Below are 13,565 nucleotides of genomic sequence, written 5' to 3'. Positions count from 1 at the left end.
GTCCTCAAAGTCCCGGCGCGCCCCCTCGCGGTCCCGCCGGGACCCCGTGAAACGCGGGGCATACCGAGCGGTACGATCGCTCCGCCATGGAGATGAATGCCAACTACACCAGTTTCGTCGCGATCGGTGACTCCTTCACCGAGGGCATGTCCGACGTCCTCCCCGACGGTTCGTACCGCGGCTGGGCGGATCTGCTCGCGGCCCGGCTCGCGGCCCGTACGCCCGGATTCCGGTACGCGAATCTCGCCGTACGCGGAAAGCTCATCGGACAGATCGTCCGGGAACAGGTGGATGTCGCCGCCGCGATGAAACCGGACCTGGTGACGCTGGTCGGCGGGCTCAACGACACCCTGCGGCCGAAGGTCGACATGGGGCGGGTGCGCGGACTGCTCGCCGAGGCGGTGGAACGGCTCGCCCCGGCCTGCGGGCAGCTGGTGCTGATGCGCAGCCCCGGCCGCAACGGTCCGGTGATGGAGCGGTTCCGGCCGCGGATGGAGGAGCTGTTCTCCTTCGTGGACGAACTGGCCGCCCGCCATGGCGCGCTCGTCGTCGATCTGTACGGGGTTCCGGCGCTCGGTGATCAGCGGATGTGGGACGTGGACCGGCTGCATCTCACCGGCGAGGGCCACCGCCGGGTCGCCGAGGCCGTCTGGCAGACGCTGGGTCTGGACGCCGAGGACGACTGGCGCGCGGAGCTGCCGCGGGCCGTGCCCGTGGGATGGCCCGCGCGGCGGACGAGCGACCTCCGGTTCGCCCGGCAGCATCTCGGGCCGTGGATCATGCGCCGGGTCACGGGACGGTCGTCGGGGGACGGGCGGCCCGCGAAGCGGCCGGAACTGCTGCCGTACGAGACACCGGCGTCCGCCGCCGCACCGGTATCCGATCCCGACGCCTGACCTGGACGCGTAAGTCCGAAGTCCCGTCTGCCCCCGGCGCCCCGCCCCGGTGCCCGGCCCGGCGCCCCGCCCACAGTCTCCGCCGGGGTCTCGTAGCAAGCCACAAAAACGCCCGCGGCGCCGGCCTGCACAAACCGCCTATAGAATTCCTTCACGTGACTGCCAAGCCTCGTATCCCCAATGTCCTCGCCGGCCGCTACGCCTCGACGGAGCTGGCCGTGCTCTGGTCCCCCGAGCAGAAGGTGAAGCTGGAGCGTCAGCTCTGGCTCGCCGTACTGCGCGCCCAGCGGGACCTCGGGATCGAGGTACCGGAGTCCGCGCTCGCCGACTACGAGCGCGTCCTCGACCAGGTCGATCTGGCGTCGATCGCCGAGCGCGAGAAGGTCACCCGGCACGATGTGAAGGCGCGGATCGAGGAGTTCAACGCACTCGCCGGCCATGAGCAGGTGCACAAGGGCATGACGTCCCGCGATCTGACGGAGAACGTCGAACAGCTCCAGATCCGGCTGTCCCTGGAGCTGACGCGGGACCGTACGGTCGCGGTGCTGGCGCGTCTCGGCAAGCTCGCGGGCGAGTACGGGGAGCTGGTCATGGCCGGCCGCTCGCACAACGTCGCCGCGCAGGCCACCACGCTCGGCAAGCGGTTCGCGACGGCCGCGGACGAACTGCTCGTCGCGTACGGACGCCTGGACGACCTCCTCGGCCGCTACCCGCTGCGCGGGATCAAGGGCCCGGTCGGCACCGCGCAGGACATGCTCGACCTGCTGGGCGGCGACACCGCGAAGCTGGCCGAGCTGGAGCGCCGTATCGCCGGACACCTCGGCTTCGCCCAGGCCTTCACCTCGGTCGGCCAGGTGTACCCGCGCTCGCTCGACTACGACGTGGTGACCGCGCTGGTGCAGCTGGCGGCGGCGCCGTCCTCGGTCGCCAAGACCATCCGGCTGATGGCCGGGCACGAGCTGGTGACCGAGGGCTTCAAGCCCGGCCAGGTCGGCTCCTCGGCGATGCCCCACAAGATGAACACGCGCTCCTGCGAGCGGGTCAACGGCCTCATGGTGATCCTGCGCGGCTACGCGTCGATGACCGGCGAGCTGGCGGGCGACCAGTGGAACGAGGGCGATGTCTCCTGCTCGGTGGTCCGCCGGGTGGCGCTGCCCGACGCGTTCTTCGCCTTCGACGGGCTGCTGGAGACCTTCCTGACGGTGCTCGACGAGTTCGGCGCGTTCCCCGCGGTCGTGGCGCGCGAGCTGGACCGCTATCTGCCGTTCCTGGCCACGACCAAGGTGCTGATGGGCGCGGTACGGGCCGGGGTGGGCCGCGAGGCGGCGCACGAGGTCATCAAGGAGCACGCCGTGGCCTCGGCCCTCGCCATGCGCGAGCAGGGCGCCGAACGCAACGAGCTTCTCGACCGGCTGGCCGCGGACGACCGTATGCCGCTCGACCGGGCCGCACTGGACGCGCTGATGGCGGACAAGCTCTCCTTCACGGGGGCGGCGGAGGACCAGATCGCGACGGTGGTGTCCCGCGTCGAGGAGATCGTGAAGCGCCACCCGGAGGCCGCGGGCTACACGCCGGGCTCGATCCTGTGACCGCCGGACTGTGACTCCCGGCCTGTGACTCCTGGCCTGTGACTCCTGGCCTGTGATCTCCGGATGAAGCCCGAGGAACTCGAAGCCGCCCGCGACCGCGTCATCCCCGACGTGGTCGCGGGCGGGCTGCGTGTGCTGTTCTGCGGTATCAACCCGGGCCTGATGTCCGCGGCCACCGGCCACCACTTCGCGCGCCCCGGCAACCGGTTCTGGCCGGTACTGCACCTGTCCGGCTTCACCCCGCGCCGGCTGAAGCCCGCCGAGCAGGACGAACTGCTGACGTACGGCCTGGGCATCACGAATGTGGCGGCGCGGGCGACGGCGCGGGCCGACGAGCTGACCGCCGAGGAGTTCCGGGAGGGCGGCCGGATCCTCACGGCCAAGGTGGAGCGGCTGCGGCCGAGCTGGCTGGCGGTGGTGGGCATCATGGCGTACCGGACCGCTTTCGACGACAAGAAGGCGCGGATCGGACCGCAGGAGCGGACGATAGGCGACACGAGGATCTGGGCGCTGCCCAACCCGAGCGGGCTGAACGCGCACTGGACGGCGGAGACGATGGCGGAGGAGTTCGCGCGACTGCGGGTGGCCGCGGCCTCGTAGCGGACGTCGAAGGGCATGGCGATCGGACCGTCACCGCGTCGCCCGCCGGCGCGGTCCTGACAGCGCTTGGCCCGTTCGGACTCGATGCGGTGCGCCGCGTGATGTGGCCGGGCGGCAGGAGAACAATGAGACTCATGGCTCATATCTCGCCGGGTGGCCCTCCGTCTCCGTTGAGCTGGGAGACGCCCGCGGAGCGCGCCGACCGCAACCTGCTCGAACTCCTCCAGGAACTGAGGGTCGTGCAGACCGGCGTGCAGATCGTCTTCGCCTTTCTTCTCGGCGTGGCCTTCACCGACCGGTTTCTGCGCCTCGACACCTTCGAACGCGGCACGTATGTGGTGACGTTGCTGCTCACGGTGGTCTCCTCGGCCGTCCTCGCGACTCCGGTCGCACTGCACCGCGGTCTGTTCCACCGGGGCGCCAAGATCCGGATCGTCGCCGTGTCCGCGCGGTTCGCCGAAGTCGGGCTGGTCTTCCTCGCCCTCGCCCTCAACGGCGTCGTTCTCCTGCTCATGGATGTCGTCCTCGGCCTGACCGCCGCCGTCGCGGTCACGGCCGTCACCCTCATCCTCTTCGCCGGCCTGTGGTTCGTCCTCCCGAGGGCACTGCGCCGCCCCGCTCCTGGCGCGCCCGACGAGCCCCGATGAACGGCCCGGCACGATCGTCTACGGCGGATCCGTCTCGGTGACGGCGACGACGATACGGAACGGCCGCTCCCCGGCCCCACCGTCCGCTCCCGCCTCCCCCGCCGCCCCTTCCTCCCCCGCCGCGCCCAGCGCGAGCCAGCGGCCTTCCCACCGCCACAGGTGGAGGTAGGCGAAGGCGTCGCTCAACTCGCACCAGGGGTCCGGTATCTCCTCGCCCTCACCGACGCGGGTCCGCACGCTCCACAGGCTGATGTAGTACGGCTCACCGAACCGGGCGGTGAGAATGCCGGTCAGCGCGGTGTGCTCCGCACCGTGCTGGTCCGCGTCCGCCGCGCCGTCCCCCCGGAACAGGTCGGCGAGGTGGTAGCCGGGACCGCTGCTGCCCACCTCGGTGGGGCCGCGCTCCGCGGGGAAGGCGCGGACACGCAGCAGCTCGATGACGGCGAGTTGCTGTGCGGTGGTCATGCGTCCAGTAAACCTTCACGCACTGACAATTGGCTGCCCGTCAGGTTGCCGTGCGGCCACCGGCCCGTCCCGCCCCGTTCAGTTCGCGACGCCCGCGGTGGCACGCACCACTCGCAGCACCGGCGGCCACCGAGTACCATCCGCCTACACGCGCACGAGCTGGGAGGACACACCGTGGGGCGGCTGACCGGCGGAGACCCTTCGCTCCTGCGGCGGATCAACTCCGCGGTGGTGCTGCACTCCCTGCGCGACGCCGGTGATCTCACGCTGACGGATCTGACGCGGATCACGGGGCTCTCCCGGCCGACGGTCGAGGGCGTGGTGGAGGGTCTGATCGAAACGGGCCTGGTCATGGAGTCCGCGCCGGCGGAGGGCGGGACCCGTAAGCAGGGCCGCCCGGCGCGCCGGTTCCGCTTCCGGGTCGAGGCCGGGTATCTGCTGGGCATCGAGATCGGACCGCACCGCGTGGCCGCGCTGATCTCCGGACTGGACGGCCGGATCATCGGCGCCGGCTCGCGCGTGGTCTCGGAGACGGCCGACGCGGACGAGCGCCTCGAACGCGTACGGCAGGTCGTCACCGATGTGCTGCGCCGCACCGGCGTGTCACGCGGCGCGCTGCGCGCGGTCGGCGTCGGCAGCCCCGGCATCGTGGAGGCCGACGGCACGGTACGGCTCGGCACCGCGCTGCCGCAGTGGACGGGGCTGCCGCTCGGCGAGCGGCTGCGGCGCTCGTTCCGCTGTCCGGTGCTGGTGGAGAACGATGCCAACGCGGCGGCCGTGGCCGAGCAGTGGAAGGGCGCGGCCATCGACTCCGACGACATCGTCTTCGTCCTGGCCGGGCTCAGCCCCGGGGCCGGGGCCCTGATCGGCGGGCGGCTGCACCGCGGCTTCGGCGGGGCCGCGGGCGAGATCGGCGCGCTGCATCTGCTGGGGCGCGGCGAGACGCCGGAGACGCTGCTGTCGACGACGGACGAGCCGCTGCACCCGCTCGACGAGCAGGCGGTGGCGAAGGTCTTCGCCGATGCCAAGGGCGGGGACGTCCGGGCGCAGGAGGCCGTCGAGCGGTTCACCCAGCGGCTGGTGCACGATGTGGCGGCGCTGGTGCTGGCGCTGGATCCGGAGGTGGTGGTGGTCGGCGGCTGGGCCGCCGGGCTCGACGGCGTACTGGACCCGCTGCGCGACGAACTCTCCCGCTTCTGTCTGCGCCCGCCGCGCGTCGCGCTCTCGCTGCTCGGCGAGGCTGCCGTGGCCACGGGCGCGCTGCGGCTGGCGCTCGACCATGTCGAGGAGCAGCTGTTCGCGGTGGAGGGAACGGTGACGGCCCGCCGCTGAGCGACGGGCCGTACGGACCGGACGAGGTGAACGCGCCTCAGGAGGCGCGGCGCTCCTGCGGCTCCTCGCTGATCTCCAGGTCGCCGGAGTCCCCGAAGGTGAGACGGCAGGTGTCGGCGCGGTACGTGGCCACCGACACGGCGGCGGTACGGCCCGCCACGACATAGCGCGTCGTGACGACGAGGACGGGAGCGCCGGGCAGCCGGTCCAGCTCCCTGGCGTCGTCGGCGCGCGCGGAGCCCAGTTCCACGGCGCGGTCCTGGCCGTCGAGACCGAGGCGCTGGAGCTCGCGCAGGACGGAGCGGGCGCGCGCCGGGCCCTCGGGCACGTCGATGGCCGACAGCTCGGGCACCGACGAGGCGGGTACGTAGAGCAGCTCCGCCGCGACGGACTGGCCGTGCGTGGAGCGGACCCGGCGGACGGTGTGGACCTCTTCGTCGGCGGCCGTCTCCAGCAGCCTGGCCACCGCGGCGGGCGCGGGCGCCGTGGCGCAGCCGACGGGCTGCCAGGCGTCCCCCACGGTGCCCGGCCATTCGTGCTGGGTGGTGGAGACGTCGACGCCCACGCGCGGCGGGGCGACGGTCGTGCCGACCCCGCGGCGGCGCTGGAGCCTGCCTTCCAGCTCCAGCTGTTCGAGCGCTTGCCTGAGCGTGGCGCGGGCGACTCCGAAACGGGCGGCGAGGTCACGCTCGTTCGGCAGGACCTCCCCCACCGCGAAGTCGGAGTCGAGCGCTTCGCCGAGCACGGTCTTGAGGTGCCAGTACTTAGGCTCCGGCACTGCTTCCAGCTGCGTGGTCCCCACCCTGATCCTCCGCAATCGCCGTCTCTCCGGCGGGTTTTCCGTGCCCTTGTTTATTAAAGGTTCCTACACTAAATAGCGACGATAGGACGGGCCATCCCGTTGGTCAAGACCAATCCTCCGTCGGTCACGGAGAGAAGTCACTCTCCGACGCAGGGTGTTCACAGTACGTTCGTACGCTGGTGAGACGCGCGTGACAGGGGCCCGGTTCGTCCGGATCGGATCCGGGGCCGGACGAACGCGGGGAGCGGCGAGCAGGGCTTACGCGGTGGGACGCTCCAGGACGGCTCCGCTGAGCTTGTCCGGATTCCGCACGATGTAGACGCGCCCCACCTTGCCGTCCCTGATCTCCAACTGGATGACGAGATCGGGTACTCCGCCGGCGAGGACGAGCAGCGCGGGGGCGCCGTTGAACTCCACGATCCGGAAGTCGAACAGCACCGCCTGCCCCGAGACGGCGAACAGGAACCGGCCCACCTTGTCGGCGCCCTCGATGACCCGCAGCGGTGCCTTGGCCTTGCCGCCGCTGTCTCCCACCAGTTGTACGTCGGGCGCGAGCAGGGCGAGCAGCGCGTCGAGATCGCCGCCGCCCGCGGCGGCGAGGAACCGTTCGGTGAGCGCGCGGCGTTCGGCCGGGTCGACGTCGTAGCGCGGCCTGCGTTCCTCGACATGGCGGCGGGCGCGGCCGGCCAGCTGGCGGACGGCGGCCTCGCTGCGTTCCAGAGTGGCGGCGATCTCGCCGAACGGGAAGCCGAACGCCTCCCGCAGCACGAACACCGCGCGCTCCAGCGGCGAGAGGGATTCGAGGACGACCAGTACGGCCACGGACACCGAGTCGGCGAGCACGGCGTGCTCGGCCGTGTCGGAGACGGCGGGTCCGAAGTCGGTGACGATCGGTTCGGGCAGCCAGGGGCCGACATAGGTCTCGCGACGCGCCTTCGCCTGCCGGAGCCGGTCGATGGCGAGACGCGTGGTGATCCGTACGAGATAGGCGCGCGGCTCGCGGATGTCGGTGCGTTCGGCGGCGCTCCAGCGCAGCCAGGCCTCCTGCACGACGTCCTCGGCGTCGGCGACCACGCCGAGCATGCGGTAGGCGACCCCGGTCAGTACGGGCCGGTGCGCTTCGAATTCGTCGGTGCTCGCGGTGTCGGTCGCCACGTGTCCATCCCAGCCGATGGACACGCCATCTGTCCAGGTCATTAGGCCGCGGCGGCCGGACCGTGCACGGCCACCGGGTGGCCGGTGCGTGCTCCGGTGCGGGAGATCCGCCGTCGGCCACCGGCGGACGCGCCGCTGTCGGCCCGCCTACCGGGAGGGGGTACGGCCTCTGGCGCGGGCCGCCCGGGACGGGTAGGACAGGCGGGGCGCACGGCCGGTTGTTCACCCGGGGTTCGCGCTCCGGCCGCCGCCGGGCGTTAGGCATGGCACGACACCCCGGCGCACTATCTGCCCAGGAGACGCATCGATGTCGCACAACCCCCGCACCACCTCCTCTTCCTCCTCTTCCGCTCCGTCCGCCGACGCCCCGGCGGCCCCGGGCCGCCGCAGTGTGCTGCGCGGCTCGCTCGCCGCGTCGGCCGTGCTGGCCCTGCCCGGTGCCGCCGCGCTCGCGGGCGCCGTCCCCGCCCAGGCCCTGTCCGGCCGGCCGCGTGCCGCCTGGGGTGTGCAGGCCGGCGATGTCACGTCCTCGTCCGGGCTGGTGTGGGTACGGTCCGACCGGCCGGCCCGCATGATCGTGGAGACCTCGGCCACCGAATCGTTCCGGCGCGCCCGCTCCTGGCACGGTCCGCTGCTCGGCCCCGGCACCGACTTCACCGGTACGGTCCCGCTGCGCGGACTGCCGGCCGGCGAGCAGGTGCACTACCGGGTGACCCTGGCCGATCCCCACGACCCGCGCCGTACCGGCGAGCCGGTGTACGGCACGTTCCGTACGGCGCCCGCGAGGCGTCGGCAGGGCGTGCGGTTCGTGTGGTCGGGCGATATCGCGGGGCAGGGCTGGGGCATCAACCCGGACATCGGCGGCTTCACCGTGTACGACGAGATGCGCCGGCTCCACCCCGACTTCTTCCTGTGCAGCGGTGACACGATCTACGCGGACGGGGTGATCGAGCCGAGCGTGACGCTGCCCGACGGCCGTGTCTGGCGCAATGTCACCACTCCGGAGAAGGCGAAGGTCGCGGAGACGCTGGCCGAGTACCGGGGGAACTTCCGGTACAACCTGCTCGACGCGAACGTTCGAAAGTTCAACTCCGAGGTCCCGTCGATCATTCAGTGGGACGACCACGAGGTGCGCAACAACTGGTACCCGGGTCAGATCCTGGACGATGTCCGCTACACCGAGAAGAACGTGGACGTGCTGGCCGCCCGCTCCACACAGGCGTTCCACGAGTACTTCCCGATCTCGGCGCAGCCCTCGCGCGGGGCGGACCGGCGCGTCCACCGCGTGGTGAACCACGGTCCGCTGCTGGATGTGTTCGTGCTGGACATGCGGACGTACCGCAACGCCAACTCGCCCGGCCGGCAGACCGATGACACCAACGGCATCCTCGGCGCGGAGCAGCTCGCGTGGCTCAAGCGCGAGCTGTCGCGGTCGCGCGCGGTGTGGAAGGTGATCGCCGCCGATATGCCGATCGGTCTGGTCGTGCCGGACGGTACGGCGAACATCGAGGCGATCGCCCAGGGCGACCCGGGCGCTCCGCTCGGCCGGGAGCTCCAGATCGCGGAGCTGCTGCGGCACATCAAGCACCACCGGATCACCGGCACGCTGTGGCTGACGGCGGACGTGCACCACACCTCGGCGCAGCACTACACGCCGGAGCGGGCCGCCTTCAAGGACTTCGCTCCCTTCTGGGAGTTCGTCTCGGGTCCGATCGCGGCGGGCCAGTTCCCGGCCAGCACGCTGGACGACACGTTCGGGCCCGACCGGGCCTTCGTCAAGGCGCCGCAGGGCCAGAACCTCTCCCCGATGGAGACGCCGCCGCTCTTCGGCGAGGTGGACATCGACGGCGCAAGCGGTGAACTGACGGTCCGGCTGCGGGAAGAGGGCGGGACGGTGCTGTTCACCAAGGTGCTCCAGCCGGGCAGGGTCGGCCAGTAGGAGCCCGCGGCTCCGCCCCTGCCGGGGTTCGCCCGAGGCCGGTTGTCAGTGCCGGGATCTAACGTCGTTTCCATGACGCGATCCGTACAGGCGCTTGCCTATTCCCGTCCGTCCGCCCTGGAGAGTGCGCGGGGCGGACGGCTGCTCGGTCTGGAGACCTCGGGCGGGCTCACTCCCACCGGTACCGAGGCGCATCCGCGTTTCTTCTCCGGGTTCCTGTCCTCGCCGCGGGTCGCCGCCCAGGGGCTGCTCGCGGTCGCGGATGTGGCGGGCGCCCGGTATTTCCAGCAGGTGTCGCGCGCGTCGCTGGATCCGGTGGTGACGGGCAACGGTGACCGGCTGCGTTTCGAGTCGTTCTCCGGCTGCTGCGGGGTGTACGCGCGGCTCGATGTGGGGCGGGACGGGCTCGACGGCGCGGAGACCGGGCACGGCACGACCAATGTGGATGTGAACGATCCGCTGCGTGCGGCCCTGTCGCGGATGACCGATGACGATCCGCTGCATCTGCGGGTGGGGCCAGACGAGTTGGCGGTCACCACGCTGGACGGCTCGGTGGTGGAGAAGAAGGTGCCGCTGCCCGACCGGTGGCTGCGCGGTTTCGCCGAGGCGCAGGTCGTCTCGGCCGGTTTCGATCTGCGGGCCGAGCTGAGCGCGGCGGAGGCCGTCCGTTTCCTGCGCGCGCTGCCGAGCGGCACGGGCGGTGCCTCGCGCGGGGCGATGTGGGTCGTACCGGCGGGCAGGACGCTGCGGCCGACCACCCGGCCGGTGCCGGGTGCGGTGTGTCTGCCGGGCCCGCAGCGGCTGGTGGCGTTGCGGCGGGTGCTGCGGGAGGCGACGGCCCTGCGGGTGTACGGGCCGGTGGCCGACGGGGCCGCGACGGCGAGCGCCTGGGAGGTGGTGCTGCCGGGCATGCGGCTCACGCTCACGCTGTCGCCCGAGGCGGCGCGCGGATTCTCCGGCGAGGGCGGGGTGCTGGAGGCGCTGGCCACGGAAAAGGCCGCCGAGGACGCCGAGTTGGTGTCCGTACTGCTGGCGTGGGAGCCGCGGATCGACCCGGCGGAGCTGGCCGGGCGGGCGGGGCTGACGGTGGAGCGGGTACGGGCCGCGCTGGTCCGGCTCGGGACGGCGGGCCGGGTCGGCTACGACCTCGCGGACGCGGCGTACTTCCACCGGGAGCTGCCGTATGACGCGGACCGCGCCGAGCGGCACAATCCGCGGCTGGTCGCGGCACGCGCCCTGGTCTCCTCGGGGGCCGTCGTCCTCGACGGCGAGCTGGCCTCGGTGGCGTCGGAAGAGCGGCGCTATCAGGTGCGGGAGGCGGCGGGCGTGCTGAGCTGCACCTGTCGCTGGTGGGCGGACTACCGGGGGAAGCGGGGGCCGTGCAAGCACGCGCTGGCCGTCCGGATGGTACGCCGCGAGGCCGTCGTGAGCGCCGGCGGTACACGATGAGCGAGCTGGTCGATGCCGTACGGGCCGGCCGGGCCCGTGCTGTTCCCGGGCTGGTCGAGCCGCTGACGGCGGCGGACCGCAAGGAGGCGCTGACGGCGCTGAAGGCACTCCGCCAGGAGCTGCGCGACTGGCCGTGGGACCGGTGGCGTGAGCGCGAACGGATTCAGGAGGCGCTGGTGGTCGCCGGGGCCGGCTGCCATGCGGGGGCGGCGGCGACGGCCGCCTGGATCGGCGCCCGCGATCTGCGCGAGGGTCTCCCGCTGCCGCACGAGCTGTTGCTCGGACTGCTCGCGGACCGCGAGCCCGGCTGGCTCGGCGATGTGGCGCACCGGCTCGCGGGGCGGGCGTCGACCGCGCGGCTCGACTATCCGTTCATCGCGGGCCTGGTCCGGCTGGCGGGATGTCCCGTACCGACGACGGACGAGTATGTGCACGGCTGGACCGAGGCGGTTCCGTCCGCCGGCCGGCTGCTGCCCGCGCTGCGGGAGGATCCACAGCTGTCGGTCATGGTCCCGTGTCTCTTCGAGACGGCCGAACTCCCCGACGCGCTCGTCCGGTACGGCGGTGCCACCGACCCGCACCACTGGCCGTCGGTGCTCGTCGCCCTCGCCGAGGAGGGGGTGGTGGAGCGGCGGCTGCTGGTGGACGCCTCGGTGGCGCGGCTGCTGCGCGGCGGGAAGCCCGGCGCGCTGGACTTCTTCCTGAAACTGCTCGACCGGCTGGTCCTGACCGCGGAGGAGGAGCGCGAGCGCGCCGCCGACTGGATCGCCATGGCGTCGGACGGCATCTCGACGGTCGCCGGGCACGCTCAGGGTGTGCTCGCACGGCTGGCGCTGTCCGGCGCGCTGCCGACGCGGAGTCTGGCCGGTCTGTCGGGGGCGGTGCTGTTCCGGCCCGAGAAGAAGCTCGTACGGGCCCAACTGGTGCTGATGGGCAAGGTCCTGCGCGCGGACGGCGGCGCCGCGGGCGAACTGCTGCCCGTGGTGGCCGAGGCGTTCGGCCACGAGGACGCGGGCATCCAGGAGCGGGCGCTGAAGCTGGTGGTCCGGCATCTGCCGGCCGTGACGGACGATCGGCGGTCGGAGCTGGCCATGGCCGCGGCCCGGCTGAGCCCGGTCCACCGGGCGCGGGCCGCCGAGGTCTTCGGTGAGCTGCCTGCGGAGCCGGATTCCGGTCCGTACGAGGAGATCCTGCCGCCCGCACCGCGGCCGGCTCCGCTGGCTCCGTCCCCGTCGGACCTCGCGGAGCTGGTGGAGCGGACGTCGGCGCTGATCACCTCGGGCGGGACGATGCCCGATTTCGAACGGGTGCTGGACGGTCTGGTCCGGCACGCCTACCGGGACCGGGAAGCGCTGGCCGGGAGGCTGCGCGACGCGCTGGCCGCCTGCTGGTGGATGAGGGACGGAACGCCGCGCGACCGCCACGAGTGGCTCTCCCGGCACTCCGGCGGGGTGGAGGTGGTGGCCGCCTCGGTACTGGAGAGGGTGTCCACGAAGGCGCTGCGGAACGCGACCACGCGAGGGGCGGGCAGGGGATCCTGCGCGCATGTCACGCTGAACGGGGTGATCGACGCGCGGCTGTGGGAGGCCGCGTATCTGGTGCGTACACGACCGCTGCCGTTCCTGCTCGCCACGCCGACCCGGGAGACGGGGGCGCTGGATCCCGATGTGCTGGTGGAGCGGCTGGGCGAGTACCGGCGGCTGTGTGCCACCCCGGCTCCGGTGGACTTCGCGCAGGCGCTGCTCCGGGTACGGCGCGGCAAGGACCCGGAGACGGCGCGCGCGGCGGCGGCGCTCGGCACCCCCGAGGCCGGCCGGCTGGCCGCCTGGCTGACCGGGGACGGGACGTCACTGCCCGCGCTCGACGGCGGTGCGGAACGGGAGAGGTCCACATTGGCCACGCGGCTGGGTCGGAGCCTGGCCGTCCGGCGGGAGTTCCCGCGGGCGTTCCGCTGGCTGGGCCTTCCGGACGTCCCGGACCCGTCGCGGTGCTACCACTGGATCGGGGACCGGCACGGCGACTGGCCGGCCGTCCTGCCGGAGGACCGGGAGACGCTCGCCGCGTGGCTGCTGCCCCAGGTGACCGCCTGCGCGCGGGACGATCAGCGGGGCGGGTCCTGGTGGCTGCCGCCGCTCGCCGAGAGCGGCGGCCCCGCGGGCCGCTCACTGCACCGGGGCGTGGCATACGGCCTCGGGGCGCGTCACCCGCAGGACCGGCTGGCGGCGGTGGACGCGCTGCTGGTGCTGGCGGCCCGCGGCGATCTGGACGGCGAGCTGCTGGGCCGGGAGCTGGCCGCTCTGGTGAACACGGACCAGGTCAAGGGGAACCGGCTGGCCGACGCCGTCCGTACGGCCGCGGCGACCGGCGCCCATGCCACGGTCTGGTCGGTCCTGGGCGCGGCCCTGCCCGGTCTCCTGGCTCCGGGGACCGCGCGTCCCGGGCTCGGGGAGATTCTGTCGGTGGCCGCCGAGTGCGCGGAGCGGTGCGGGGCGACCGGGGAGACCGCCGGGCTGGCGGAGTTGGCGGGGCGCGGGGGCAGCTCGCGGCTGGTCGCGGAGTCGGCCCGGCTGCTGGCCACATTGCGCTCCCGAAGCGAACACTCCGCGCCAAATTTGGCCAAAGATAGGCCAAAAGTGAACAGATCCATCCTTAACCCATCAGTCACAAACCGTTCGTGATCACGCAACACCA

The 13,565-nt window shown here is 72.6% G+C and carries 11 protein-coding genes; 8 read left to right on the top strand and 3 right to left on the bottom strand.

The features are described 5' to 3' along the window. Positions 1–86: 86 nt before the first annotated feature. From ACIOGX_RS33215 to ACIOGX_RS33200, 4 genes are all read left to right on the top strand, one after another. On the top strand, positions 87–896 hold the full coding sequence (locus ACIOGX_RS33215; RefSeq protein ID WP_401918364.1) for an SGNH/GDSL hydrolase family protein: 810 nt from the start codon (positions 87–89) through the stop codon (positions 894–896). Positions 897–1,051: 155 nt separating this feature from the next. Further along, positions 1,052–2,485, top strand: coding sequence for an adenylosuccinate lyase (purB, locus tag ACIOGX_RS33210; protein ID WP_129769208.1), 1,434 nt, complete (start codon positions 1,052–1,054; stop codon positions 2,483–2,485). Between the two features lie 63 nt (positions 2,486–2,548). Continuing rightward, a complete protein-coding gene (gene mug, locus ACIOGX_RS33205) occupies positions 2,549–3,085 on the top strand; it encodes a G/U mismatch-specific DNA glycosylase (protein ID WP_401918362.1) in 537 nt (178 codons plus the stop codon). A 134-nt stretch (positions 3,086–3,219) separates the two neighbouring features. Beyond that, positions 3,220–3,732, top strand: a complete 513-nt coding sequence (locus ACIOGX_RS33200; protein WP_356516928.1) for a DUF6328 family protein — start codon at positions 3,220–3,222, stop codon at positions 3,730–3,732. 18 nt (positions 3,733–3,750) lie between these two features. On the opposite strand, the gene ACIOGX_RS33195 is transcribed toward ACIOGX_RS33200, so the two are convergent. Beyond that, positions 3,751–4,197, bottom strand: a complete 447-nt coding sequence (locus ACIOGX_RS33195; protein ID WP_401918360.1) for a hypothetical protein — start codon at positions 4,195–4,197, stop codon at positions 3,751–3,753. Between the two features lie 174 nt (positions 4,198–4,371). Here ACIOGX_RS33195 and ACIOGX_RS33190 point away from each other — a divergent pair, with 174 nt between their 5' ends. Then, positions 4,372–5,529: an ROK family transcriptional regulator gene (locus ACIOGX_RS33190; protein WP_129769204.1), complete on the top strand. Its 1,158-nt coding sequence runs from the start codon at positions 4,372–4,374 to the stop codon at positions 5,527–5,529. Between the two features lie 37 nt (positions 5,530–5,566). On the opposite strand, the gene ACIOGX_RS33185 is transcribed toward ACIOGX_RS33190, so the two are convergent. Next, positions 5,567–6,331 carry a GntR family transcriptional regulator gene (locus ACIOGX_RS33185; protein ID WP_129769203.1) on the bottom strand — a complete coding sequence of 255 codons (765 nt, stop codon included), beginning with the start codon at positions 6,329–6,331 and terminating at the stop codon, positions 5,567–5,569. 258 nt (positions 6,332–6,589) lie between these two features. Then, positions 6,590–7,486 carry an RNA polymerase sigma factor SigJ gene (gene sigJ / locus ACIOGX_RS33180; RefSeq protein WP_401918358.1) on the bottom strand — a complete coding sequence of 299 codons (897 nt, stop codon included), beginning with the start codon at positions 7,484–7,486 and terminating at the stop codon, positions 6,590–6,592. Between the two features lie 307 nt (positions 7,487–7,793). Here sigJ and ACIOGX_RS33175 point away from each other — a divergent pair, with 307 nt between their 5' ends. From ACIOGX_RS33175 to ACIOGX_RS33165, 3 genes are all read left to right on the top strand, one after another. Further along, entirely contained in the window at positions 7,794–9,425 is a 1,632-nt protein-coding gene (locus ACIOGX_RS33175) for an alkaline phosphatase D family protein (protein ID WP_401918356.1), read from the top strand. Positions 9,426–9,497: 72 nt separating this feature from the next. After that, entirely contained in the window at positions 9,498–10,874 is a 1,377-nt protein-coding gene (locus ACIOGX_RS33170) for an SWIM zinc finger family protein (protein ID WP_401918354.1), read from the top strand. Continuing rightward, positions 10,871–13,552, top strand: a complete 2,682-nt coding sequence (locus tag ACIOGX_RS33165) for a DUF6493 family protein (protein WP_401918352.1) — start codon at positions 10,871–10,873, stop codon at positions 13,550–13,552. Before ACIOGX_RS33170 ends, ACIOGX_RS33165 begins: the two co-directional genes overlap by 4 nt. The last annotated feature ends 13 nt before the right edge of the window (positions 13,553–13,565 follow it).

Source organism: Streptomyces sp. NPDC088147, from assembly GCF_044741565.1.
Lineage (GTDB): Bacteria > Actinomycetota > Actinomycetes > Streptomycetales > Streptomycetaceae > Streptomyces.
The sequence above is the reverse complement of the archived record's forward strand: the minus strand, read 5'-3'. Positions and strand labels throughout refer to the sequence as shown.

Bases quoted from the DNA above. Each gene is read 5' to 3' on its own strand.
- ACIOGX_RS33175 (WP_401918356.1), top strand. From the start codon at position 7,794: ATGTCGCACAACCCCCGCACCACCTCCTCTTCCTCCTCTTCCGCTCCG.
- ACIOGX_RS33195 (WP_401918360.1), bottom strand. From the start codon at position 4,197: ATGACCACCGCACAGCAACTCGCCGTCATCGAGCTGCTGCGTGTCCGC.
- ACIOGX_RS33215 (WP_401918364.1), top strand. From the start codon at position 87: ATGGAGATGAATGCCAACTACACCAGTTTCGTCGCGATCGGTGACTCC.
- ACIOGX_RS33200 (WP_356516928.1), top strand. From the start codon at position 3,220: ATGGCTCATATCTCGCCGGGTGGCCCTCCGTCTCCGTTGAGCTGGGAG.
- ACIOGX_RS33165 (WP_401918352.1), top strand. From the start codon at position 10,871: ATGAGCGAGCTGGTCGATGCCGTACGGGCCGGCCGGGCCCGTGCTGTT.
- ACIOGX_RS33170 (WP_401918354.1), top strand. From the start codon at position 9,498: ATGACGCGATCCGTACAGGCGCTTGCCTATTCCCGTCCGTCCGCCCTG.
- mug (WP_401918362.1), top strand. From the start codon at position 2,549: ATGAAGCCCGAGGAACTCGAAGCCGCCCGCGACCGCGTCATCCCCGAC.